The 23,490-nt window shown below is 72.6% G+C and carries 21 protein-coding genes; 12 read left to right on the forward strand and 9 right to left on the reverse strand.

Going from position 1 to position 23,490, the window contains the following annotated elements; all coding sequences use genetic code 11:
• The first annotated feature begins 35 nt into the window (after positions 1 to 35).
• A complete protein-coding gene (locus IEX89_RS16335) occupies positions 36 to 1,289 on the forward strand; it encodes an AI-2E family transporter (RefSeq protein WP_188914321.1) in 1,254 nt (417 codons plus the stop codon).
• A gap of 119 nt (positions 1,290 to 1,408) precedes the next feature.
• Here the strand turns inward: IEX89_RS16335 and IEX89_RS16340 are convergent, their stop codons facing one another.
• Positions 1,409 to 1,945: a PRC-barrel domain-containing protein gene (locus tag IEX89_RS16340; protein WP_188914322.1), complete on the reverse strand. Its 537-nt coding sequence runs from the start codon at positions 1,943 to 1,945 to the stop codon at positions 1,409 to 1,411.
• Positions 1,946 to 2,027: 82 nt separating this feature from the next.
• Positions 2,028 to 2,516 (reverse strand): PRC-barrel domain-containing protein, encoded by a 489-nt coding sequence (locus IEX89_RS16345; protein ID WP_188914323.1) that lies wholly within the window; start codon positions 2,514 to 2,516, stop codon positions 2,028 to 2,030.
• Positions 2,517 to 2,728: 212 nt separating this feature from the next.
• Between IEX89_RS16345 and IEX89_RS16350 the strand changes: the two genes are divergently transcribed.
• From IEX89_RS16350 to IEX89_RS16365, 4 genes are all read left to right on the forward strand, one after another.
• Positions 2,729 to 3,010: a BufA1 family periplasmic bufferin-type metallophore gene (locus IEX89_RS16350; protein WP_188914324.1), complete on the forward strand. Its 282-nt coding sequence runs from the start codon at positions 2,729 to 2,731 to the stop codon at positions 3,008 to 3,010.
• Between the two features lie 82 nt (positions 3,011 to 3,092).
• On the forward strand, positions 3,093 to 3,959 hold the full coding sequence (bufB, locus tag IEX89_RS16355) for an MNIO family bufferin maturase (protein WP_188914325.1): 867 nt from the start codon (positions 3,093 to 3,095) through the stop codon (positions 3,957 to 3,959).
• A complete protein-coding gene (locus IEX89_RS16360; protein WP_210317652.1) occupies positions 3,952 to 4,743 on the forward strand; it encodes an HvfC/BufC N-terminal domain-containing protein in 792 nt (263 codons plus the stop codon). Before bufB ends, IEX89_RS16360 begins: the two co-directional genes overlap by 8 nt.
• Positions 4,740 to 5,243 (forward strand): DoxX family protein, encoded by a 504-nt coding sequence (locus IEX89_RS16365; RefSeq protein ID WP_188914326.1) that lies wholly within the window; start codon positions 4,740 to 4,742, stop codon positions 5,241 to 5,243. The genes IEX89_RS16360 and IEX89_RS16365 overlap by 4 nt, the downstream gene beginning before the upstream one ends.
• 37 nt (positions 5,244 to 5,280) lie before the next feature.
• Here IEX89_RS16365 and IEX89_RS16370 read toward each other — a convergent pair whose 3' ends face one another.
• Together IEX89_RS16370 and IEX89_RS16375 are read right to left on the reverse strand one after the other, a co-directional pair.
• Positions 5,281 to 5,601: a 2Fe-2S iron-sulfur cluster-binding protein gene (locus tag IEX89_RS16370; RefSeq protein WP_188914327.1), complete on the reverse strand. Its 321-nt coding sequence runs from the start codon at positions 5,599 to 5,601 to the stop codon at positions 5,281 to 5,283.
• 112 nt (positions 5,602 to 5,713) lie between these two features.
• Positions 5,714 to 6,067, reverse strand: a complete 354-nt coding sequence (locus tag IEX89_RS16375) for an Hpt domain-containing protein (protein WP_188914328.1) — start codon at positions 6,065 to 6,067, stop codon at positions 5,714 to 5,716.
• Between the two features lie 269 nt (positions 6,068 to 6,336).
• Between IEX89_RS16375 and IEX89_RS16380 the strand changes: the two genes are divergently transcribed.
• Together IEX89_RS16380 and hemF are read left to right on the forward strand one after the other, a co-directional pair.
• Positions 6,337 to 12,498 (forward strand): apolipoprotein A-IV repeat region-like domain-containing protein, encoded by a 6,162-nt coding sequence (locus tag IEX89_RS16380; RefSeq protein ID WP_188914329.1) that lies wholly within the window; start codon positions 6,337 to 6,339, stop codon positions 12,496 to 12,498.
• A gap of 79 nt (positions 12,499 to 12,577) precedes the next feature.
• Positions 12,578 to 13,438, forward strand: coding sequence for an oxygen-dependent coproporphyrinogen oxidase (hemF, locus tag IEX89_RS16385; RefSeq protein ID WP_373290601.1), 861 nt, complete (start codon positions 12,578 to 12,580; stop codon positions 13,436 to 13,438).
• 249 nt (positions 13,439 to 13,687) lie between these two features.
• Here hemF and IEX89_RS16390 read toward each other — a convergent pair whose 3' ends face one another.
• A complete protein-coding gene (locus IEX89_RS16390) occupies positions 13,688 to 14,857 on the reverse strand; it encodes a mandelate racemase/muconate lactonizing enzyme family protein (RefSeq protein ID WP_188914331.1) in 1,170 nt (389 codons plus the stop codon).
• 198 nt (positions 14,858 to 15,055) lie between these two features.
• Here IEX89_RS16390 and IEX89_RS16395 point away from each other — a divergent pair, with 198 nt between their 5' ends.
• Positions 15,056 to 15,634: a hemerythrin domain-containing protein gene (locus IEX89_RS16395; RefSeq protein ID WP_188914332.1), complete on the forward strand. Its 579-nt coding sequence runs from the start codon at positions 15,056 to 15,058 to the stop codon at positions 15,632 to 15,634.
• A 22-nt stretch (positions 15,635 to 15,656) separates the two neighbouring features.
• On the opposite strand, the gene IEX89_RS16400 is transcribed toward IEX89_RS16395, so the two are convergent.
• Entirely contained in the window at positions 15,657 to 16,685 is a 1,029-nt protein-coding gene (locus IEX89_RS16400; RefSeq protein WP_188914333.1) for a polysaccharide deacetylase family protein, read from the reverse strand.
• A 94-nt stretch (positions 16,686 to 16,779) separates the two neighbouring features.
• Here IEX89_RS16400 and IEX89_RS16405 point away from each other — a divergent pair, with 94 nt between their 5' ends.
• Complete coding sequence (locus IEX89_RS16405; RefSeq protein ID WP_188914334.1) at positions 16,780 to 18,018, forward strand: GNAT family N-acetyltransferase; 1,239 nt, start codon at positions 16,780 to 16,782, stop codon at positions 18,016 to 18,018.
• Here the strand turns inward: IEX89_RS16405 and IEX89_RS16410 are convergent.
• The gene (locus IEX89_RS16410; RefSeq protein ID WP_188914335.1) at positions 18,002 to 20,221 is read right to left on the reverse strand and encodes a GumC family protein; all 2,220 of its coding nucleotides are present in this window, start codon (positions 20,219 to 20,221) and stop codon (positions 18,002 to 18,004) included. The genes IEX89_RS16405 and IEX89_RS16410 overlap by 17 nt on opposite strands.
• A 257-nt stretch (positions 20,222 to 20,478) precedes the next feature.
• Here IEX89_RS16410 and IEX89_RS16415 point away from each other — a divergent pair, with 257 nt between their 5' ends.
• A complete protein-coding gene (locus IEX89_RS16415; protein WP_188914336.1) occupies positions 20,479 to 21,183 on the forward strand; it encodes a ribonuclease activity regulator RraA in 705 nt (234 codons plus the stop codon).
• 23 nt (positions 21,184 to 21,206) lie between these two features.
• Complete coding sequence (locus tag IEX89_RS16420; RefSeq protein ID WP_188914337.1) at positions 21,207 to 22,007, forward strand: YdcF family protein; 801 nt, start codon at positions 21,207 to 21,209, stop codon at positions 22,005 to 22,007.
• Positions 22,008 to 22,009: 2 nt separating this feature from the next.
• Here the strand turns inward: IEX89_RS16420 and IEX89_RS16425 are convergent, their stop codons facing one another.
• A complete protein-coding gene (locus IEX89_RS16425) occupies positions 22,010 to 22,279 on the reverse strand; it encodes a DUF3253 domain-containing protein (RefSeq protein ID WP_188914338.1) in 270 nt (89 codons plus the stop codon).
• A gap of 10 nt (positions 22,280 to 22,289) precedes the next feature.
• Positions 22,290 to 22,991, reverse strand: coding sequence for a DUF599 domain-containing protein (locus IEX89_RS16430; RefSeq protein WP_188914339.1), 702 nt, complete (start codon positions 22,989 to 22,991; stop codon positions 22,290 to 22,292).
• Between the two features lie 87 nt (positions 22,992 to 23,078).
• Between IEX89_RS16430 and IEX89_RS16435 the strand changes: the two genes are divergently transcribed.
• The gene (locus IEX89_RS16435) at positions 23,079 to 23,480 is read left to right on the forward strand and encodes a rhodanese-like domain-containing protein (protein ID WP_188914340.1); all 402 of its coding nucleotides are present in this window, start codon (positions 23,079 to 23,081) and stop codon (positions 23,478 to 23,480) included.
• Positions 23,481 to 23,490 lie beyond the last annotated feature (10 nt).

The raw sequence follows: 23,490 nt of genomic DNA on the forward strand, positions 1-23,490 counted from the left end.
GAGCACGTGATCGCACACATCGACGGAGACATCCCATGCCGCAGGCACGCCCGCACGATCGCCCGCAGGCTCGTCACGAGACCCGAGCCGGCGCGGTGCTCGCCGGTGCGACCGAGCGGCTGCGGGCCGCCGCGCGGCTGAGGGTCACCGCCTGGCTCGTCGGCATCCTCGCCGCGCTCGCCATCGCCTTCACGCTGCGCGAGACGCAGATGGTGACGATGCCCCTCGCCTTCGCCTTCTTCCTCGCCATCGCGGTCTGGCCGGTGAGCGCGGCGGTGAGCGCCCGCACGCCCCGGCGGCTGAGATGGCTCGGGCCGGCGGCGGGGCTCCTCGTCATCCTCGTCGTGCTCGGCGCGTTCGCCGCCGGCATCTGGGCCGCGGCCGGGCAGGTCGCCGAGCGGCTCCCGGCTTACGCGGACGAGGCGGGCGAGTGGTGGCAGACCGTGACGGGCGAAGGCGCCGGCGCGGGGCAGGAGCGATCGACGAGCGAGGCCGCCGCCGCGTCAGCCGCATCGCAGGCCGGCTCCAGCGACGACGCCCGCAGCGACGTCGCCGTGGAGAGCGCGCTCGCCGGGCGGCTCGGCGGCGGCACGGCCGACAACCTCCTCGACCGCGTCGCGTCCTATGCGGACACGATCCTCTCCTCGGTGGCGTCCGTGGCGGCCGGTCTCGTAGCGATCCTGTTCTTCACGCTGCTCATGCTGATCGAGGCGCCGACCTGGAAGGGCAAGCTGCATTCGCTGGCGCATGACGGCCACGAGCGCGGCTGGGCCCGGTCCGTGGACGCGATCGCGCAACGCTTTCGCTGGTACCTCGTCATGCGCACCATCCTGGGCGCCATCACCGGAACGCTCTACGGGCTGTGGACCTGGGCCTTCGGGCTGGAGTTCGCCCTCGTCTGGGGCCTGCTCGGCTTCCTTCTGAACTACGTGCCGACGATCGGCTCCCTCGTGGCGGGCACCCTGCCCGTCGCCTTCGCGCTGTTCACGCAGGACATCGGGACGGCCGCGATCATCGCCGCCGGTCTCCTCGTCATCGAGCAGGTGATGGGCAATTTCGTCGATCCGCGGCTGCAGGGCCGCGAGCTGTCGCTCTCGCCGCTCGTCGTTCTGTTCTCGGTTCTCGCCTGGGGCTGGATCTGGGGCATTCCCGGCGCGCTTCTGGCGGTTCCGCTGACGGTTCTGATCACGGTCGTCTTCGCCCACGTCTCGGGGCTGCGCCGGATCGCGCTCGTCCTCTCCGACGAGCCGGACTACCGGAAGCTGGAAGAGAAGACGAAGCCCCGCTGAGCCGATCCGCGAGGGTCGGGCGAGGATCGAGCGAGAAAGAAGCCCCCGGACGCGTCGCGCCGGGGGCTTTCGTTCGTGACGTGGCTCGACGCGCGGACGGCGCGCGGGAGCGTCCGCCCTCAGCCCTCGGTCTCGTCGGTATCGAGGCCGAGCGGGCCCTGGACCTCGAGGCGCGGGTAGTCCTCCCAGCGCTGGACGACGCCGGGGAGGTTGCGAATGTCGGCCTCGGTCACGCCGCGGACGTAGAAGTCGTCGCCGCGTCGGGTGACGCGCGCGAGCGGCAGCGCGACCTTGCGCTCGTCGAAACCGAGGAAGCCGCCATGGTCGAAGACGACCCAGCGCTCGCGATCGGGCCCGAGGACGATCTTGTCGACCTGCCCGATCACGTCGCCCGAGGGTGCGCGCAGCTCCGCGCCCTCGAAGTCGACGATGGTGAGCGGACCGCGGCTCTCGTTGGAGGGAGGCGGCAGGCGGTAATCGTCGCCGAGCAGCCGCAGCGCGTCGGAATAGCCGCCGTATTCGGTGAAGCCCTGCTCTCGCGGCGGCGGCCGATCCGGAGGATTGCCGGCGGCGCCCTGGGCGAGCGCCGGTGACGCGAGGAGAAGGGCGGCGAGCGCGCCCGCGAGGGGCGCCGTATGTCTGATGCGGTAGGTCATGCATCACTATCGCGAAACGGCCGCCCGGGGTTCCGGGCGGCCGCCATCGATACGCTCGCGCATTTCAGCGCAGGCGAGCGCGTCACTCCATCATGCGCATCTCGATGGGCGACATGCCGTCGAGCACGGTGTACCCGGCATCGCCCTCCTCGTACTCGGCCATGGCCTCGAGCTCGTCCTCCGTCATGGAGACGAGGACGAGGCTCTCCTCGCCGCGCGCGGCGAAGCGATCCATGGGAATTGCGACGTCGTCGTCGCCGATCCCGAGGAAGCCGCCGACCTCGAGCACGATGTAGTGCGTGCCGTCGGCACCCACGACGATCTCCTCGACCTCGCCGATCTCCTCGCCGTTGATGCCGTAGACCTCGACGTCGTCGAGATCGTCGGCGGTGGCGAAGACCGTCGAGATGCCGCCGAGCGCGCCGGTCGTCTCCATCGGAGCCGTCTCGGTCATCGGCGTCGTCATCGGCGCGGTCTCGGTCACCATCTGCGCATGGACCGGCGCGGTCGAGAGCGCGGTGGCGGCGGCGAGCGCGAGGGCGCTGCCGAGGGTCGTGCGGAACATGGTCATGAAAAATCTCCTGGTCTCAGGACGCCGCGCCGTCAGCGCGGCTGGTCTCAGGGCAAACGTCCGGCGACGGGAGAGGTTTCCCCGGCGAGCCGAGCTCGTTCACGCATGCGTGAGGCCGCGTAACGCGCCATGCGCCCGGCGCGAAGCTGGGTTGCGGCACCGAGAGACGGGCCGCTCGCAGATCACGATCAGCAAGACCAGAGGGAACAACCATGTCTCGCACGACCAAGCTCGCCCTCGCCGGCTCCGTCGCCGCCGCCCTCTCCCTCGCCGCCGCGCCGTCCTTCGCGCAGTCGAGCGACATGGAGAAGTGCTACGGCGTCGCGCTCGCCGGAGAGAACGACTGCGCCGCCGGCCCCGGCACGACCTGTGCCGGCACCTCCACAGTCGATTACCAGGGCAATGCCTGGTCCCTCGTGCCCGCCGGCACCTGCGAGACCATCGAGACGCCGCTCGGCCCCGGCTCGCTCAGCGAGATCCAGCGTCCGGCCTGATGCCGGCACGCGGGCGGGTGGGGGCGAGCGCGGTCCGGCCGCGCGCTCCCGCCCGTCGGCTTCGAGAGGAGGGAGCCCCGTCATGACCCGCCTGCCGAACGATGCCGGCATCGGCTTCAAGGCCCTGCACTACGAGGCGATCATCGAGGAGCGGCCGGCTCTCGGCTTCCTCGAGGTGCATGCCGAGAACTACATGGGCGCCGGCGGCCCGGCGCATGCGCGGCTCGGGCGGCTGCGGGCGGAGTATCCGCTCTCCGTCCACGGGGTGGGGCTCTCCATCGGCGGACCGGGCCCCCTCGACGAGACGCATCTCGCGCGGGTGAAAGCCGTGTGCGACCGCTACGCGCCGGAGAGCTTCTCCGAGCATCTCGCCTGGTCGACGCACGAGGACGCCTTCCTCAACGACCTCCTCCCCCTGCCCTATACGGGCGAGACACTGTCGCGCGTGTGCGACCACGTCGATCGCGTGCAGGAGCGGCTCGGGCGCAAGCTCCTCCTCGAGAACCCCTCGACCTACCTCCTCTTCGAGGCCTCGACGTTCGCCGAGACCGACTTCCTCGGCGAGATCGCGCGGCGCACCGGCTGCGGGCTGCTGCTCGACGTCAACAACGTCTTCGTCTCGGCGACGAACCACGAGACCTCGCCGGAGGCCTATCTCGACGCGTTCCCGCTCGATCGCGTGGGGGAAATCCATCTCGGCGGGCACGCTCGCGAGGAGATCGACGGCGGGCCGTTCCTCGTCGACGCGCACGGGACGCCCGTCGCCGATCCGGTGTGGGCCCTCTTCGAGCGCGTGATCGCCCGCACCGGCCCGCTGCCGACGCTGGTGGAGTGGGACAACGACGTCCCGGACTTCCCCGTCCTGCAGTGGGAGGCGGCCCACGCGCGCAGCGTTCTGCGTCGCCACGAGCGCCCGCGGCTTCCCGAGCGGGAGCTGGCCCGTGCCTGACCTCGCCACGATCTTCGCGCGCGAGACCCACGCCGCCGTTCTCTCCGGAGCGCCGGTGCCCGCGGGTCTCACCGCGCGTGATCCCACGCAGGTGGCGCGGCGCTTCGCGGTCTACCGCAACAACGTCGTCGTCTCGCTGGTGGAGGCGCTGGCGACGCGCTTCCCGGTGATCCGCCGGCTCGTGGGCGAGGATTTCTTCCAGGCGACGGCACGTGCCTTCATCGCCGCGAACCCGCCCCGCTCGCCGGTGCTCACCGTCTACGGCGACGCGTTTCCCGGCTTCCTCGCGGGCTTCCCGCCGGCCGCCGCCCTGCCCTATCTCGCCGACGTGGCTCGGCTCGAGGCGGCACGCACGCACGCCTATCACGCGGCCGACGCGGAGCCGCTCGCGAGCGACACGCTGCTCGAGGTCTGCGCGCGCGATCCGGGCACGTGGGGTCTCGTGCCCCATCCGGCTCTTCGCGTCGTCGCCTCGCGCCATCCGATCCTGTCGATCTGGCGCATGAACCAGCCGGGCGCGACGCCGGGACCGCTCGCGAACCCCACGGGCGAGACAGCGCTCGTGGCGCGCCCCGCGCTCGACGTGCGGGTCGTGCTCGCGGAGCCCGGCGAGGGGGCCTTCGTCATCGCCTGCGCGGGCGGCGCCTCCTTCGAAACGGCTGCGGAGGCCGCCCTCGCGGACGCGCCCGCCTTCGATCCGTCACGGGCGCTCGCCCGCATCCTCGCCCACGGCCTCGCGGCCGGCATCCGCCTCGATCCGACCGACACGGGAGCGCAACGATGACCGCCACCTCCGACCTCACCGCCGCTCCGGCTCCCGCCACGGCGACGTCTGCCCGGCGAACGGGCGCGCCAGGTCTCGTCGCACGCGCCATCGGGGCGCTCGACGCCGTGCCCTGGTCGGTACCGGCCGTCGCGCTGCGGATCTTCCCCGCGGCGGTGTTCTGGCAATCGGGGCAGACGAAGCTCGAAGGCTTCGGCCTCGCCCAGTCGACCTTCTTCCTGTTCGAGCACGAATACGCGCTGCCGGTGATCGACCCCGTGCTCGCGGCCTACCTCGCCACGATCGCCGAGCACGTCTTCCCGGCGCTTCTCGTGCTCGGGCTCGCGACGCGCCTGTCCGCGCTCGCGCTCCTGGTGATGACGCTCGTCATCCAGGTCTTCGTCTATCCGGGCGCATGGGTGACGCACGGCCTGTGGGCGGCGTGCTTCCTCGCGCTGATCGCGAAGGGGCCGGGAGCCCTCTCCCTCGACCGGCTGGTCGCTCGCCGCTGGGGCGCATGACGCCGATCCGGTGCGTGACGCCGCCGACGAGTGCGCCTCAGCCCTGGCGCTCGGGGGTGCGCACGACGAGCCCGTCGAGGTCCTCGCGCACCCGGATCTGGCAGGAGAGGCGCGAGGTCGGCCGCACGTCGAAGGCGAAGTCGAGCATGTCCTCCTCCATCGGCTCCGGGTCGCCCACCTTCTCGCGCCAGGCCTCGTCGACGTAGACGTGGCAGGTGGCGCAGGCGCACGAGCCGCCGCACTCGGCCTCGATGCCCGGCACGCCGTTGCGCACGGCGTTCTCCATCACGGTGGAGCCCGGCTCGGCCTCGACCGTGCGGGCCTCGCCCTGGACGTCGATGAAGGTGATGCTGACCATGGGGTCTCCCGAAGCGATCGTGCGGGCGCACGGCGCGGAGCGTCGCGTGCGCGAAGAGGTCGACGGGGAAGTGTGCGCTGCGGCGCGAGCTGTCAAGCGCGAGCGTCGCCGTTCAGGCGCCGGGCGGGGCGTTTTCCGCAACGGTGCGGGCGATCTCGGCGCGCGTCTGGGCGGCGGCCTCGTCGAGGGCCGCCACCTCCGCAGCGATCGGCGCGCCCGCGCGCAAGGCGTGCTCGCAGGCTTCCGCGCAGGCCGCGATCCGCGCGGCGCCGACGCCGCGTGCCGAGCCCTTGAGCGTGTGCGCCGCGTCGATCCGCGCCTTCGCCTCCCCCTCACCCGCGATGATCGGCGGCAGGCGCTCGAGCTGCCCCTCGAAGAGGCCCAGAACCTCACGCGCGAGGTCCGCGTCGCCGAAGGTCTGGGCGTCGAGATGGGCGCGGTCGAGGAGCTGTGGACGATCGGTCATGAGGGCTGTCGGCGGGCGCTTTCGAGGGGTGCGTGAGGAGCGTGAAAACCGTTGTCCACCGATCGTTTGCCACGGCGGTAACCATAGCGTTAACGAAAAGCTAAAATCGGCCGCGGGGTCGGGTTTCCTTAAGCCCTGCGCGTGTCTACAGTCGCGGCAAGATCGCGGCAGTCCGTCGCGGCCCTGGAGGCGGGCCGTTCCGGGCGTGGCAGCGGGGGCGTGACGATGCCTCCTCTCCGCCGCGGAGTTGCGTTGATCGAGGCGGCGACATGGCAATCGAGAAGAAGCTCAAGGACCCGGCGGAAGCGGCGCTGTCGGCCATCGAACAGGCGCTGAACCTCGATTCGAGCGATGCGAAGGCGCGAGACGACGCCGCGCGCGCGGACGAGGCCGGCCACCGCGCGGCCGAGACCGTCGACATCGACGCCGCGTCGGCCGCGACCGCCCCCTCCCCCGACGAGGCCCGCATCGCCGAGGTCCGCGCGAGCTTCGCCGAGGAGCTGCGCCTGCCGGAGGTCCGCGAGGACGAGCTGATGCGCATGACCGGCTCCGCCGAGGCCGCGCAGCAGGAGGGCCGGACCGCCACCGCGGAGGCGGGTCGCTCCGAGCCGCTGGCCTTCGGCCCCGACACCTCCCGCGTCGCCAACGACGACCGCGCCAACGTCGGCGCGCTGATGCAGGCGCTCCAGGCGCGGCCCTCGCGCAAGCCCTACGTCTATGCGGCGATCGCCTCCCTCGCCTGGATCGCCGGGCTGATCGCCGTCGCCGCCGCCGAGAGCGGCCTCGGTTCGCTCGCCGGCCACTGGTCCTCCGCGGAAACCGCGGTCGCGCTCGTCCTCGTGCTCGCGCCGATCACCTTCCTGTTCACCGGCGCGATCCTCGCCGTGCGCTCGCAGGAGATGAAGCTCGTCGCCCGCTCGATCCGCGAGGTGGCCATGCGGCTCGGCCAGCCCGAGACCTTCTCCACCGACGCCGTGCAGACCGTCTCGCAGGCCGTGCGCCGCGAGGTGGCCGCCGTCGGCGACGGCATCGAGCGCGCGCTCGCCCGCGCCGGCGAGCTGGAGACGCTGGTGCGCTCCGAGATCGCGACCTTGGAGCGCGCCTATTCCGACAACGAGATCCGCATCCGGTCGCTGGTGGACGAGCTCGTCGCCCAGCGCGAGAGCATCGTCACCAACGCCGAGCGCGTGCGCAGCGCCATCGCCGGCTCGCACCAGACCCTGACGCAGGACCTGGAGAGCGCCTCCTTGCGCATCGTCGAGGCCATCGGCGCCACCGGCGAGCGGGTCTCAGGCTCCCTCGACGCGCAGGGCGCCTCCATCACGCTCGCCCTCGGCAAGGCCGGCGAGCGCGTGGTGGAGGACATCGGGGCGCGCGGCGAGGAGCTGCTGGTTCGCCTCTCCGGCGCCGCCGACGAGATCAAGCTCGGCGTCGCCGCGACGGGCGAGGACCTGACGCGCGCCCTCGACGAGCGCGCCCTCGCGCTCACCGCCGGCCTCGGCGAGACGGCGGACGCCGTCACCCGCTCGCTGTCGACGACGGGAGAGAGCGTGGTCGCCTCGCTCACCAGCCAGGGCGAGGAGATGCGCGCCGCCTTCGAACGCACGGCGCTCGCGCTCGAGACGAGCTTCGTCTCCCGCGGCGAGGAGCTCGACGCCCGCCTCGCCAAGACCGGCGAGATCGTCTCCGGCGACATCGCCATGCGCGGCGAGGCCATCGGCGCGCGGCTGGAGAGCGCCGGCGAGACCCTGGTCACGCGCCTCGACGCCACCGGCGAGCGCGTGGTGGGCGCCATCGTCGAGCGCGGCGACGCGGTCCGCGCCGAGATCGCCTCCGCCGGCGAGAGCATCGCGGCGTCGGGAGACGCGGCGCGCGGGCGCATCGAGGACGCGGCGACGAGCCTCGTCGTCTCGCTGTCGGAGCGCGGCGACGCGCTGGCCGGGCGCCTGGAGAGCACGGCGGAGCGCCTGGACGCCTCCTTCGTCGAGAATGGGCGTGCGCTGGAGGAGCGCCTCGGCGCCACCGGCGACCGCCTCGCCGACCTCATCGAGACCCGCGCCGGTGCCGCGACGGCCGCCATCGAGCGCGCCTCCGACGACGTCGCCGGCACCCTGGCCGCCCGCACCGACGCCTTCCGCGCCGCCTTCGACGAGGCCGCGCAGGCACTCTCGGCGGCGCTCGGCGAGCATCGGGACGCCTTCGGCAAGAGCGTCTCCGAGCACGAGCAGGCGCTCGCACGCGCGCTCGAAGAGGGCGCGAACCGCACCCGCGAGGACCTGGCCATCACCGGCAAGGAGGTGGTGCGCGCCATCACCACTCAGGGCATGCGCATCAACGAGGCCCTGCAGAAGACCGGCGAAGGCCTCAACGAGACGGTGGGCGCCCGTGGCGGCGAGCTCGACCGGCTCCTCTCCGAGCGCCTGACGGGCTTCGAGAGCGTCATCGTCGAGCGCGGCGGCGCGCTGGCGGAGCGGCTCGGCGCCACGGCGCAGGAGATCGACGGCTCCATCGCCGACAAGCTGACGCGGCTGGAGGCCACCATCGTCGAGCGCGGCGGCGACCTCGCCGAGCGCTTCGGGCGCGACGTCGAGACCTTCGCCACCACGGTCGTGGACCGCTTCGGCGAGATCGACCGCGTCATCAACGTCCAGGGCGCCGCCCTCGCGGACACGCTCGCGCAGAGCGCGCGCGCTGCGACGGAGACGATCGAGACGCAGCTCGCCTCCCTCGAGGCACGCTCCGAGAAGCGCGCCCTGGAGATCACCGCCACCTTCGACGAGCTCGTCGCCAAGGTCGACCAGAGCCTGGGCGCCCGCTCCAGCGCGCTGAACGAGGCGCTCGTGGTGCGCACCGGCGAGATGGCCCGCGTCCTGGCCGAGGGCGGCCGCGAGGTCGCGCGCTCGCTCGAGACCCGCGCCGCCGAGATCGGCGACATCGTCGCCGCGCGCTCCGCCGCCCTGTCCGAGACGCTCTCGGGCAAGGCCGACGAGATCAACGCCGTGCTCGGCGGGCGCGCCGAGGAGATCGCGCAGACGCTCGACAGCCGCGTCGCCGAGCTCGAGACCCGCGTCGTCGGGCGCCTCGAGAGCGTCGCCGACACGCTCGACGCCCGCGGTCGCGCCATCGACGAGCGGCTGGAAGCCCGCGCCGAGAGCCTCGCCGCGCTCTACGACGCCAGCGGCAAGCAGATCGACGAGACGCTGGCCGCCCGTGCGGGCGAGCTCGCGAGCCTGTTCGACGCCCGCGCCCTCGAGGTCGCGCAGACGCTGGACGCCCGCACCGACGGGCTCGCGCGCGTCTTCGACGAGAAGGGCGCCCTCATCGCCCAGACGCTGGAGGCCCGCGGCCAGGAGGCGGCGGAGGCGCTCGACGTGCGCACCCGCGAGGTCGCATCGTCGCTCGGCAACCGCATGGGCGAGATCGCCTCGCTCCTCTCCGTATCGAGCCGCGCGCTCGCCTCCGTCATCGACGAGCGCGGCGAGGAGGTCGTGGGCGCGCTGAGCGCACGCATGGGCGAGATCCGCTCGCTCTTCGACGACCGCACCGGCGCCTTCGCCGCCGCGCTCGACGAGCAGGGCCGGCGCGTCCTCGATGCACTCGGCACCCGCATCGACGACGTCACGCACCTCCTCGACGACCGTACGGGCATCCTCGCGGGCCTGCTCGAGGATCGCACCAGGACCTTCGCCGGCCTCGTGGACGAGCGCGGCCAGGGCCTGGTCGACGCGCTCGGCGCCAAGCTCGACGAGGCGGCGACCGTCTTCGACGCCCGCTCGAAGCTCTTCGCCAGCCTCGTCGACGAGCGCGGCGAGCGGCTCGTGGCGACGCTCGGCTCGCGCGTGGCCGAGATCGACGACCTGCTCTCCACCGGCGGCGAGCGCCTCACCGCCGGCCTCGACCAGCGCGGCGATGCGCTGATCGGCGGCCTGGAGGAGCGTATCGTGCGCGTCGAGACGCTGTTCGACGAGCGCGGCGCGCGCCTCGGCGAGGCGCTGGAGCGCACGGGCGATTCGCTCGTCGGCGGGCTCGAGAGCCGCATCGAGCGCATGGGCAGCCTCTTCGACGAGCGCGGCGCGGCGCTGGCGGTCGGCCTCGGCAAGACCGGCGAGGCGCTGATCGGCGGGCTGGAGAGCCGCATCGGCCGCGTCGAGACGCTGTTCGCGGATGGCGAGACGCGGCTCTCGACGACGCTCGACCAGCGCGGCGAGGCCCTCGTCGGCCAGCTGGAGCAGAAGGTCGGGCGCGTGGCCGCCCTGTTCGATCGCGGCGGGGCGACCATCGCCGAGATCCTCGACAAGCGCTCGGACGCGATCATCGTGTCCATGGGCGAGAACATCGACCGCATGACGGGCGTCCTCGACGACCGCGCCAAGACGCTGGCGCAGTCTCTCGACGAGCGCACGGGTGCGGTGGCCCACATCATCGAGGATCGCGGGGACGCCCTCGTGGGCGCGCTCGGACATCGCCTGAGCGACCTCGAAGGCCTCATCGACGGGCGGGGCGGCGAGCTCGTCACCGCCCTCGGCGCACGCGCCGACGCGATCTCCCGCGACGTCGAGGCGCTCTCGCGCGAGCTGGCGCAGACGCTCGGCGATCAGAGCCGCTCGCTGCTCGAGGGCCTGCGCAGCCAGGGCGGCGCCATGGAGGAGGCGTGGAGCCAATCCACGCAGACGCTGCGCGCGAGCCTCGACGAAGGCACCCGTGAGGCGGTCTCGACGCTGGTCTCCACCAACGAGCGTATCCGCACGGAGCTCGGCGGCGTCCTGCTGCGCCTGCACGACGCCAACCGCGCGCTCCGCGACATGACGGGCGCGGCCGCCGGCAGCCTCGGCGAGGTCGAGCAGGCGCTCGGCGGACGCGCCGCGGAGCTGGGCCGCCTGATCGAGGAGGTCGCGACCCAGACCCGCGAGGCGACCGAGCGCGTGGAGCGGCAGGTCGCGGCGCTCGGCGACGTTTCCGGCGGCGCCATCCGCGAGGCGGGAGAACTCGCCGTGCTGCTGGACGAACGCGGCCGCAGCGTGGCGGACTCGACCCGCGAGCAGCTCGGCGCCCTCGTCGAGGCGACGACCGCGCTGGAGCGGCTCGAAAGCCGCTTCGACGGTGTGCTGGGCGAGCGTTCGCGCACGCTCGAGACGCTGCTGTCGCGCGTCGAGGAGCGCTCGGAGGAGATCGAGCGCGCGACGCGCACCTTCTCGGGCCTCATCGAGGGCTCGCTGGCCCAGGCGGAGGCACGCGCTCGCGACATCGGCACGACGCTCTCCACCACCGCCGAGACCACCTCGAAAGCGATCGAGAGCGAGTTCGAGAAGGTCCGCCAGGCCACCGGCTCGGAGCGTGCCCGCACGGCGCTCGCGATCCGCGACGCCTATTCCGAGGTCGCGAGCGAGATGAACGCGGCGCTCGACGGCGCGGCCTCGCGCTTCCGCGACGCGGCCGAGGAGCTGCGCGGCATGACGGCGCGCATCCAGGACGAGCTCGAGAGCACCCGCGCGGAGCTGCGCCGCGGCGTGCTGGAGCTGCCCAAGGAGACGGAGGAGAGCGCCGCCGCCATGCGTCGCGTGGTCTCCGACCAGATCAAGGCCTTGAACGAGCTCGCCTCGCTCGTCAGCCGCTCCAACAAGGCGGTGGACACGATCTCGGCCCAGGCGGCGACGGCGCAGAGCGCCGCGTCCGCCCGCGCCGTGGCCGGTGCCGCCGGCGGCGCGGTGAGCGCGGCGCAGGGGACGTACCAGACGGCCGCCGTCGCGGCCCCTGCACCCGCGCCCGCGCGCCCCGCCGCGGTCGATCCGTTCGCCTCGACGCCGAGCCTGCGCGGCGCGGCGGGGCCGAGCGCCAACGGGAACGGCAACGGGGGCGCCAACGGCGGCACGAACGGCAACGGCCGGGGCGAGAAGATGTCGCTTCGCCGCGACGAGGCCGCTCCCCGCGAAGCCGCTCGTGACGGCGCCCGCGCCGGCTGGCTGTCGGACCTGCTCGTGCGCGCCTCCGAGGACGAGGAGGCCGCGCAGGCCCCGGTAGCGGACCGTGCACCCGAGCGTGCTCCGGAGCGCGCGCCCGACCCGGCCCCGCAGCGCAGCCGCGCCGGCAACGCGCTCGAGAGCCTCAACTCGATCTCGGTCGACATCGCCCGCATGATCGTCCATGAGGCCGCGGTGGACTTCTGGAACCGCTACGAGCCGGGCGCCATGGCGCAATTCGAGAACCGGCTCTACACCCAGCAGGGCCGCGCCACCTTCGAGGAGATTCGTCGCAAGTACCGCCGCGAAACGGAATTCCGCCAGACGGTGGACCGCTACGTGGAGGAGTTCGAGCGCCTCCTCACCGAGGTCGCCCGCGACGATCGGGACCAGGTGCTCACCCGCACCTACCTGACCTCCGAGACCGGCAAGGTCTACACCATGCTCGCCCACGCGAGCGGACGCCTCGCGTGATCGGACGACGGACATGAACGACCAGAAGCGCGAGAGCGCGCCTTGGAATCCCGCGGACGTCGAGCGTCTCCAGGCGGCCATGCCCGCCTGGTGCGCCGAGCTCCAGGGCCGCATCATCGCCGCCTTCGAGGCGATCGAGGACGAGGCGACGGGGCCGTTCGACCCCGATGCCTCGCCCGAGCCCGGGCGCTTCGAGCGCACTCCCTGGTCGCGCAAGGACCATACCGGCGCCGACGGCGGCGGCGGGACGATGGCGATGATGCGCGGGCGCGTGTTCGAGAAGGTGGGCGTGCACGTTTCCACCGTCTTCGGCGAGTTCGCGCCCGAGTTTCGCGGGCAGATCCCGGGCTCGGACGCCGATCCGCGCTTCTGGGCGGCGGGCATTTCGCTCATCGCCCACCCCTGGAACCCGCACGCGCCCACCGTCCACATGAACACGCGCTTCGTGAAGACCACGAAGCCGTGGTTCGGCGGCGGCGCGGACCTGACGCCGGTCCTCGACCGGCGGCGCACGCAGGACGACCCGGACACTCTCGCCTTCCACGCCGCCATGCACGGCGCCTGCGAGGCCTTCTCCGACATCGCCGATTACGAGCGCTACAAGGCCTGGTGCGAGGACTATTTCTGGCTCAAGCACCGCAACGAGCCGCGCGGCATCGGCGGCATCTTCTACGACTACCACTGGTCGGGCGACCCGGACCGGGACCTCGCCTTCACCAAGGGCGTGGGCCTCGCCTTTCTCGACGTTTACCCGCGCATCCTGCGCGCCAACATCGCGACGCCCTGGAGCGAGGCGGACCGCCACGAGCAGCAGATCCGCCGCGGGCGCTACGTCGAGTACAACCTGCTCTACGATCGCGGCACGATCTTCGGTCTCAAGACCGGCGGCAACGTCGCCTCGATCCTCTCCTCGATGCCGCCCACCGTCCGCTGGCCGTGAGCGCCCTCCTTCCCTGTAGGGGAAGGTTGCGCTGCGCGAGGCGCAGTGACGGATGGGGAACGCGGCAAATCCTCCCCGGATCTGTTTCCTCCCCGGAGGGGAGGAGTCCGCGAGCGGGCGGTGGGGGCGTTCCGAAGTTCTTCACACCGGCCCGCCGTCCACCCCACCCTCCGACCCTCGGGTCGTCGTCCTCTCCTGCGGGGAGGTGGCGGTCGGCGCGCTTCAGATGCGTTCGCGCCTCTTGCTCGGTCACCCCTCCGCCAGCGGGCGCATCACCGCCCACAGCGCGCTCTTCGCCTCGAAGCCGATGCCGGGGACGTCCGGCATCGCGATGCGGCTGTCGGAGACCGGCGTGCCGTCGGCGAAGCCGCCGAAGGGGGCGAAGACGTCCGGGTAGCTCTCGTTTCCGCCGAGCCCCAGGCCTACCGCGATGTTGAGCGCGAATTGATGCCCGCCATGGGGCACGCAGCGCCGCCGCGACCAGCCGTGGGCGGCGAGCACGTCGAGGGTGCGCAGGTACTCGACGAGCCCGTAGGACAGAGCGGGGTCGAACTGGAGTATGTCGCGATCCGGCCGCAGGCCGCCGTGGCGGATGAGGTTCCTCGCGTCCTGGTGCGAGAACAGGTTCTCGCCGGTGGCGAGCGTCGGCGCGTAGAGCGTGGCGAGCGCCGCGTGCTCCAGATAGTCGAGCGGGTCGAGCGGCTCCTCGTACCAGCGCAGCCCATAGGGCGCGATCGCGTGCCCGAAGCGGATCGCCTCCTCCAGCGTGAAGCGCCCGTTGACGTCGACGCACAGCTTCGCGCCGTCGCCGCCGAGCACGTGGAGCGCCGCCTCGATGCGGGCGAGATCCTCCTCCAGCGGCACGAGCCCGACCTTCATCTTCACGGTGGAATAGCCGCGGTCGAGATAGGAGCGCATCTCGTCCTTCAGGTCGTCGAGGCCCTTGCCGGGATAGTAATAGCCGCCGGCGGCGTAGACCCACGCCGTCTCGTCGGCGCGTCCGCCATTGTAGCGTTCGGCGAGCAGCCGCCAGAGCGGCACGCCGTGCGCCTTCGCGAGGGCGTCCCAGAGCGCCATGTCGAGCACGCCCACCGCCACCGAGCGCTCGCCGTGCCCGCCGGGCTTCTCGTTCTTCATCATCAACCCCCACGCCTTCTCGGGGTCGATGAAGCCGTCCTCGCCCTGATAGGCGTCTGGCGCTGCCTCGAGCACGCGCGGGATAAAGCGCTCGCGGAGCAGCCCCTGCGGCGCATAGCGGCCGTTGGAGTTGAAGCCGAAGCCGACGACGCGCCGCCCGTCGCGCACGAGATCGGTCTCGATGGCGACGACGGACGCCGTCATCAGCGAGAAGTCGATATAGGCGTTGGCGATCTGCGACTTGATCGGCGCGACGACGTCGCGGATGGCGGTGATCTTCATCTTCGGGGCGCTCCTTTGCCTTCTCTTCGCGCGTCGTAACGGAGCGTAGGGTGAGGCCTCCCGCATGGGAAGGCGCGGCGGGCGCGAGGCGATGTGCGCCTCGGTGCAAGCGCGCGCTTGCGCGGGAGGCCGGGAGCGGACCTTCCCCTACGTCCACCGGCATCATAGGTGGTAGGGCGACGCAGCCCCGGAGACCCGATGCACGACCTCCTCGACCTCGACAATCGCCTCGGCTGGCCGGCGGACCTGCGCGTCCTCCTCGATCGCTACCCGCGCGAGGTGTGGCCGGCGCATCCCAATCTCGGCGCCACGGCGCGCTTCTGGATCGCCAAGCACGACATGTTCCGCGAGCTCGGCGGCGCGCTTCAGCAAGCGACGACGGCTCTGCGCGAGGGCGAGGTGGCGGCGGCCCCCTTCCGCGGCTGGTTCGCGCCGCGGCTGCGGCTCTTCCTCGGCGAGCTGGAGGGGCACCATCAGATCGAGGACCACGCCTATTTCCCGCTCTTCCGGGCGGCGGATGCGCGGCTCGAGCGCGGCTTCGACGTGCTCGAAGGCGACCACGAAACGATCCACCACGCCCTCGAGATCACGGCCGAGCGGGCGCGCGCGCTGCTGATGGCGCCCGAGACGGACCAGGACGCGCTGCGGCGTGCGGCGGACGCCTACGCGGACCAGGCGGACGCGCTGCTCGCGAGCCTGCTGCGCCACCTCGGCGACGAGGAGGACCTCATCATCCCGATGATCCTCGACCGCACAGAGGGCGGCCTCGGGCTCTGATCACGAAGCGAAGCAAGCGCAGTCAGGCGACCCGGCGGCCGCGGTTCCAGGCCAGGAACGGCAGGCCCGAGAGCAGCGCCCGCACGGCGCCGGCGTTCTGGTGGAGGCCGTTGATCGAGACGCGCGGCAGCGCATGGAGCCGATCCGCGTGCGCGGCGAAGAGGTGACCCGGGCGCGTGGTGAGCGCCGTGGCGAACCCCGCCTCGCGGGCGATGGCGAATTCCCGCTCGCCGGCCGAGCCGGGATCGCCCACCGGATAGGCGAGATGGCGAACCTCCCGCCCCGTCGCAGCGACGAGCGCTTCGCGGCTCTCGACGATCTCCCGGGTCGCGGTGGCCTCGTCCCATTTCGCCAGCATCGGATGGGTGAGGGTGTGGGCGCCCAGCGTCACCTTCGGGTCGCGGGCGAGGGAAGCGAGCTCGTCGAAGGTCAGGCAGGCGTCTGCGGAAAGGGCGGCGACGTCGACGCCCGCCTGCTCGGCGAGGCGCAGCGTCGCCGCGCGCAGATCCGCCTCCGAGCCGGCGCGCAGGCGCCAGTAGATCGTCTCGTAGGCGCGTGACTTCTGGGCATCCGTCTCGGCGGGCAGGTCGAGATCGTCGATGCGCACCCGATCGAGACGGCGCACCGCCTCCTCCAGCTCCCGCCACCAGAAGCGGCCATGGCCCAGCGCGAAGTCGCGGGTGACGAAGAGCGTCCACGGCAGCCCGCGGGCGGCGAGGATCGGGGCGGCGTGGTCGCGATTGTCGCGATAGCCGTCGTCGAAGGTGAGGACGGCGAAAGGCCGCCCCGCCTCGCCTCCGCGTAGGCGCTCGGGTACGTCGTCGAGGGGGACGATGTCGAAGCGGAGCGCATCCAAGGTATCGAGCACCGTCTCGAGGAAATCCGGCGTGATCTCGAGCAGGCGGTTGGGTGCGAAACCTGCGGATGTGGCGGGTCGCACGTGATGAAAGGTCAGGATCACGCCCCTCCCCCGCGCGAAACCGGCCCATCGATGGGCGCGGATCAGGTCGGTTCCGTAGAGGCCGGCCGTGATGATCGCCCGCTTGAGCATTGCGAAAGCCCCCTTAGGCCGGGTTTAACCGCCCGTCCCTACCATGCGCCCGTTAAGCGATCGGCCTATGCGGCCGGCGAGGACGGGGGCTCGGGTGACGGCGCATACGGACATCGGCGCGGTGGAGACGGACGTCGCGGGGTCCGCGGCGGCGTGCGACGCGGCGCAGGCGGTGCGCATTCGCGTCCACGCGGACCTCGCCGAGGCGCGCGCCGCCTGGGAGGAGTTGGAGGCGCAGCACACCGCCTCGCCCTATCAGTCCCTCGCCTGGCAGAGCGCCTTCCTGGCGCATGCGCTGCCCGCGGGCGCGGACAGCCGGATCGCCGTCGTCTCGGACGCCGCGAGCGGACGCCCGCTCCTCGTCCTACCCCTCGTCATCCAGCGCCGCGGCCCCTTGCACGTCGCGAGCCTCGCGGGCGGCAAGCACGCGAACCTGCATCTGCCCCTCGCCTGCCCGCGCGCTCCCGCTCTGCGCGCGCCGGAGGCCGTGCGCGCGCATCTGCTGGCCATCGGCCGAACGCTGGGCATCGACGCGTTCGCCTTCATCAACCTACCCGCCACCTGGCGCGGCAGGCCGAACCCGCTCGCCCTGCCGGGTTTGCGACCGGCTGCGAGCGACGCCTATTGGTCCGCTTTCGCCGATCACGCGGCCGATCACCCGGCGGACGCGCCGCCGGTGCCGATGAGCAAGGAGACGCAGAAGAAGCTGCGCAAGAAGGGCCGCGCGCTCGAAGCGCTCGGACCGGTGCGCGTCTCCCGGGCGCGGAGCGAGGCCGAGATCGCCGAGACGCTCGACGCCTTCTTCGCCTTCAAGGCCCGGCGCATGAACGCGCTCGGGATCGACGACCCCTTCGACGCGCCCGGCGTGCGTGCCTTCCTCGCCTCCGCGGCGGCGCCGACGCCCGACGGCGTGCGCCCGGCGCTGACGCTGTGGCGGCTCACCGTGGGCGATCGCATCGCGGCGACCTTCGGCGCGGCCTGCGACGGCGAGCGGGCGAGCGGCATGTTCATCGCTTTCGACGACGCCCCGGAGATCGCCCGCGCCACGCCGGGCGACCTGATGCTGCTCTCCATCGTCGAGGACCTGCGCGCGGAGGGCTACGAGAGCTTCGACCTCGGCGTGGGAGAGGCCCGCTACAAGGGCCATTTCTGCGACCGGCGCGAGGCGCTGTTCGAGCTGACGCTGCCGGTGTCGCTGCGCGGCCGGGCCTATGCCGCGGGCGCCGGGGCCGCCGGGCGGCTCAAGCGCGCGATCAAGCGCGAGGCCGCGACGAACCCGCGGATCACCGCCGCAATCGCCCGCGCGCGACGCCTCCTCAAGCGGCCTGCGTGACGTCAGACGTCGCTTCCCGTCCCCGCGGTGCGATGGCGACGACGACGTCGGGCGCGCCCGCCGCCTTCGCGGCATCGTAGAGCTCGACGAGATCGGCATCGTCCGGCTCGACTTCGGCGGCGATGACGACCGCGTCCATGCGCGGCGCCAGCGCCCCGAGTGCGCCGGGTCGATGCGGGTCGGGCAGGACGAAGATCGTCGCCGTATACGTCTCGTCGAAGGCCGCGAGCGCGATCTCGAGCCCCTCCTCCTGCTCCGGCGCGAGCGGGTCGGCCGAGCCGGTTCCGGCGCCGACGCGATGCGGACGGCCGGCGCCCAGCCGGTCGATGGCCTCGAAGAACGAGGCCTCTCCGGCGACGAGGTCGGAGAAGCCTGCGGCCGCCTGCGCGTCCTCCACGCCGTCGGTCGGCGCGAGCTCGACGAGCAGCGTCGGCGCGCCGGGGGCGACGAGCGCCTCGCCGAGCCGCGTCGCGAGCGTGGACGCGAGCCCGTCCCGTACGTTCCCGTATCCTGCGAGCCCGGTCACCGCGACCCGGCGTCCGCGATCGGAGGGGACGATCCGCTGGAGGCGCGCCGCGAGCGCCGCGATGTCGAAGCCCTCCGCGTCGCCGCGCCCGGCGGCCGGCCGCTCCGGCGTCTTGCCGCCACCACCGCCTCCGCCTCCACCGCTCGGCGGCGGAACCGGCGCCTCGCCGGCGCCGAGGACCGGCGCGGATACCGGCATCGGAGCCGGCGCGACGGCCATTGCGGGGCGGAACATGTCGAAGACGATCGCCTTCATGACGACCGCGCCGGCGGCGAGGGTCACCGCGGCCGCCGTGAACAGGAAGACCACGGGCACCGTGCGCGGCCAGATCGGGTCCTGCGGCGCGGCCGCACGGGAGACGATGCGGGCGTCCGGCACCGCCGCCTCCTCCGAATCGCGGGCGACGGCGTCGCGGTAGCGCGCGAGGAAGACCTCGAGCTGCTCGCGCTCCGCCCGCGCCTCGCGCTCCAACGCACGCAGTTGCACCTCGTTCTCGTTCGCTCGCGACGCCACCTGCATCTGGCGATCGAGCGCGGCGGTCAGCGTCGAGACGCGGCCGGCGGCGAGGCGGGCCTCGTTCTCCAGCGTGCGCACGATGCGCTCGGCGGCGCCGCGGATCTGCGCGTCGAGATCGGCGAGCTGCGCCTGCAGCGCGACGATGCGCGGGTGGCGATCGAGCAGCGTGCGGCTCTCCGCTGCGATCTGCGCGCGCAAGGTGACGCGCTCCTGGACGAGGGCGCGGATCAGCTCGTCGGCGGCGACGTCGGGGATCTCGAAGGCGCGCCCCGCCTCGATCAGCTCGCGGATGAGCGTGGCGCGCGCTTCCGAATCGGCCTGGAGCGAGCGCGCCTCGCCGAGCTGCGTGGAGAGGTCGCCCAGCTGCTGCGAGGTGAGCGTCGCGTTGTCGCCGCCGACGAGGAGGCCCGTGCCCGACCGGAAGGCCTCGACGCGGGCCTCGGCTTCGCGCACGCGCTCGCGCAGGCGATCGATGTTCTGCGAGAGCCAGGCGGAGGCCGTGCGGGCCGCGTCGATCTTCGCGGCCTCCAGCGTCTCCAGGTAGACCTCGGCGATGACGTTGGCAGCGCGCGCCGCGAAATGCGGGTCGCTCGCCTGGAACTCGATGGCGATCACCCGCGAGCGCCCGACGGCGTAGACGAGGAGCCGGTCGTAATAGGTGTCGAGCACCCGGTCGATGGCGGCCGCCTCGTCCGCCTCGGCGTCAGAGCCGCCGCCGAGAATCGAGGTGATGCGCTGGATCGGGTTCATCGGGCGCATGCGCGGGTCGAACTCGGGATTGCCCACGAGCTCGAGCCGGCGCGCCACCTCGGCGGCCACCTCGCGCGAGCGGATCACGGCCACCTGGCTCGCCACCGCCTGCTCGTCGATGACCTGCGCCGTGACGTCCCCACCGGTCTGCTCGACGGGGCGGGTGAAGGCGTTCTCGCGGCTCTCCAGCAGGACCTGCGACTGGCCCTGGTAGAGCGGCGTCGCCATCAGCACGTAGGCGAGGCTCGCGACGAAGGCGAGGATGCCGATCCCCAGGATCAGCTTGAGATGAGACCTGAGCGCGAGGACGATCTCGTAGAGGTTGATCATGTCCGTGCGCGGAGCGGCGGGGGCGGCGCCCTCCACGCTCGGCATCTCGGCGCGCGGCATCTCGGCGCTCGGTGAAGTCATCTCGCGAACTCTCCAGGGCCGGGGCGTGCGGGGAGACGGCACGCCGGGCGCCCCGGAATTAAGCGCCGTTAGGGTTGAAGGGAGGTTAAGGCGGCCGTAACCGGCGGTTTTCGCAGGCCTTCTGCCCCGCCCGAATACCCGTACCCGCTTGGCGGCGACGCCGCTTCCGCTGGGGCGGGCGCCTCGCTAGAGTGCCCGCGCCGCGCCGGATTCCGTCCGCGCGCGACGTTCTCCCGCCGCGAGCCCGGACCGGATCCATGCCCCTCGACAAGCCCATCGCCGACGCCCTCCACGCCGCGACCACCGCGACGCTGACGACGATTCTCCTCAAGAAGGGCGTGCGGCGCTCCTGGATGCGCGGGCCCAAGGCCGCCTTCGCGGCGTCCGACCGGGTGGTGGGCGAGGCCTTCACCCTGCGATTCGTGCCCATGCGCGAGGATCTCGCGACGCCCGAGAGCTGGGGCTCGCCGACCTCCACCCGCGCCGCCATCGAAGCGATGCCCGAGGGCGCGATCTGCGTCGCGGACGCCATGGGCGTGACGGACGCGGGCATCTTCGGCGACATCCTGTGCGCGCGCATGAAGAAGCGTAACGTCAAGGCGCTCGTTACCGACGGCGCGGTGCGCGACGGCGAGGGCGTGCGCGGCACCGGCCTGCCGGTCTGGTGCGACGGCGTCGCGGCGCCGGCTTCCGTCGCCGGCCTCACCTTCGTGGGCTGGGAGCAGCCCGTGGGCTGCGGCGGCGTCGCGGTCTTCCCCGGCGACGTGATCGTGGCGGACGGCGACGGGGCCGTGGTGATTCCCAAGGCCATGGTGGCCGAGGTCGCCCTCGCCGCGGTCGATCAGGAGCAGCTCGAGGCCTGGATCATGCGCGAGGTCGAGCGCGGCGTGCCGCTGCCGGGGCTCTACCCGCCCAACGCCGAGACGAAGGCCCGCTACGAGGCCGAGAACGGGCGCGGCTGATCGCGCCGCGGAACGGAACGCCCGTGTTCTTCATCGCCTCCAAGGTCGCCTGGTTCGTCCTCGCGCCGTCGAACCTCATGCTGATCGCGCTCGTCGCGGGCCTCGCGCTGGCGACGTTCGAGCGCGTGCGCGGCTTCGGGCTCGGCCTCGCCTGGACGGCCGCGATCGCGCTCGCCCTCTTCGGGCTGACGCCGGTGGCGAGCCTCCTCATGCATCCGCTGGAGACGCGATTTCCCCCCTATGCCGACGATGCCGCGCCGGTCGACGGCATCGTCGTCCTCGGCGGCGCCATCGCGCAGGACGCGACGCTGGAGCTCGGCCAGGCGGTGGTGAACGAGGCGGCCGATCGGCTCATCGCCGCCGCCGTCCTCGCCCGGCGCCACCCCGACGTGCCGATCGTGCTCTCAGGCGGCAGCGCGCGGCTCGTCGGGACGGACCGCTTCACCGAAGCGCAGGCCATGGCGAACGTGCTGGTCGACATGGGCGTCGCGCGCGAGCGGCTCCTCGTCGAGGACCGCTCGCGCAACACCTGGCAGAACGCCGTCTTCTCCCGCGAGCTCGCCAGCCCGGAGCCCGACGCGCGCTGGCTCCTCGTCACCTCCGCCTGGCACATGCCGCGCTCGATGGGCGTGTTCCGGCGCGCCGGCTTCGCGGTCGTGCCATATCCCACCGACTTCCGGACCGTGGGCGGCACGGAGACGACGAGCTTCTTCCGCTCGATCTCGGGCGGCCTTCAGCGCCTCGACGTCGCGGCCCGCGAATATGTCGGGCTCCTCGCCTACCGCCTCACCGGGCGCACGGACACGCTGTTTCCGGGAGCGTGATCCTATTCCGGCGGGAGCCCGATGCGGTAGACGCCCTTGAAGTCGTCCGGGTCGACGGGCCTGCCCTTGCGCAGGATGGCGACGCGGCCCTCCTTGGCGAGCGCCACGGCGACGCGGCGCACCGGCTGCATCAGCGGCCCCCATCCGTCCGGATGCGGCCCGCCGACGGCGCGGGCGACCTCGGAGGGGCAGATGGTCTTGCCGGGCCCCCGAGCCTCGACGAGGGCGAGGAGCGTATCGGGGATCGCGGAGGCGTCTGGCTGCGTGCTCATCGCGTCAGTCTTACGGCGTCGCGTCCGTGCGATCCAGCGCGTCGATGGCGTCCGAGCCGAACTGGCGGCGCGCCATCACGATCAGCACGGCGGCGGTGGCGACGATCAGCACCCACGGCCCCACGAACCAGCCGAGATAGCCGAGCGCGAAAAAGAAGGCGCGCTGCCCGCGATTGAAGTGCCGCCCGGCGACGATCGTCATCTGCGCCGCGCGCATGGCCGCGGGCTCCGCATCGGGCGAGGACGTGTCCTGCGGGATCGCGCCGAGCAGGATCGCCGCGTAATTGAACAGCCGGTACGACCAGGCGAACTTGAAGAAGGCGTAGACGAAGATCACGCCGAGCCCGAACACCTTCGCCTCGAAGGCGAGCCGCGTCGTCGTCACGCCGAAGGGCAGGTCCGCGAAGAGCGCGAGCGCCGTCTCGGTGGCCTGGATCAGCGCCAGGACGGCACCCACCGCCAGGAGCGCTGTCGAGGCGAAGAAGGCCGCGCCCGATTGCAGCGAGGCCATGATGGTCGAATCGACGATGCGGTTCTCCCGCGCGAGCAGCTGGCGCATCCAGGCGCGTCGCTGACCCGCCATGCGCGTGTTGAGCGAGCGCCGCGCCGGGCCGAGCCGCTCCACGGCGAGATGGTAGCCGCCCCACGCGGCCAGGAAGAACAGGAGCGCCACGAGGTCGATGTCGGTGAAGCCCAGAGACGCTGCGTTCATGATCCCCCACCGGCTTGCGCACGGGCGCGCCCTCGGCCACCCTCTCCGCCCCGACATCGAGAGCCCGAAGCGGAGCCGCGAGAGACCATGCCCCAGACGATCGTGAAGGGCTACAAGGCCCTGATGGACGAGGCGAACGCCCGCATCGAGACGCTCGGCGTCGAGGACGCGCGCGCGCTGCACGGGCGCGAGGACGTGGTCTTCGTCGACCTGCGCGACCCTCGCGAGCTGGAGCGCGAGGGCCGCATGCCCGGCGCCGTCCATTGCCCGCGCGGCATGCTGGAATTCTGGATCGACCCTGACAGCCCCTACCACAAGCCGGTGTTCGCGCAGGACAAGCGCTTCGTCTTCTTCTGCGCCGGCGGCTGGCGCTCGGCGCTCGCCGCGGCGACCGCCGACGAGATGGGGCTGACGCCCGTCGCCCATGTCGAGGGCGGCTTCAAGGCCTGGAAGGAGGCCGGCGGGCCGGTGGAGCAGCCGGGCGCGTGACCTTGCCGGC

Origin of the sequence: Salinarimonas ramus (genome assembly GCF_014645695.1) — a bacterium.
Taxonomy (GTDB): Bacteria; Pseudomonadota; Alphaproteobacteria; order Rhizobiales; family Beijerinckiaceae; genus Salinarimonas; species Salinarimonas ramus.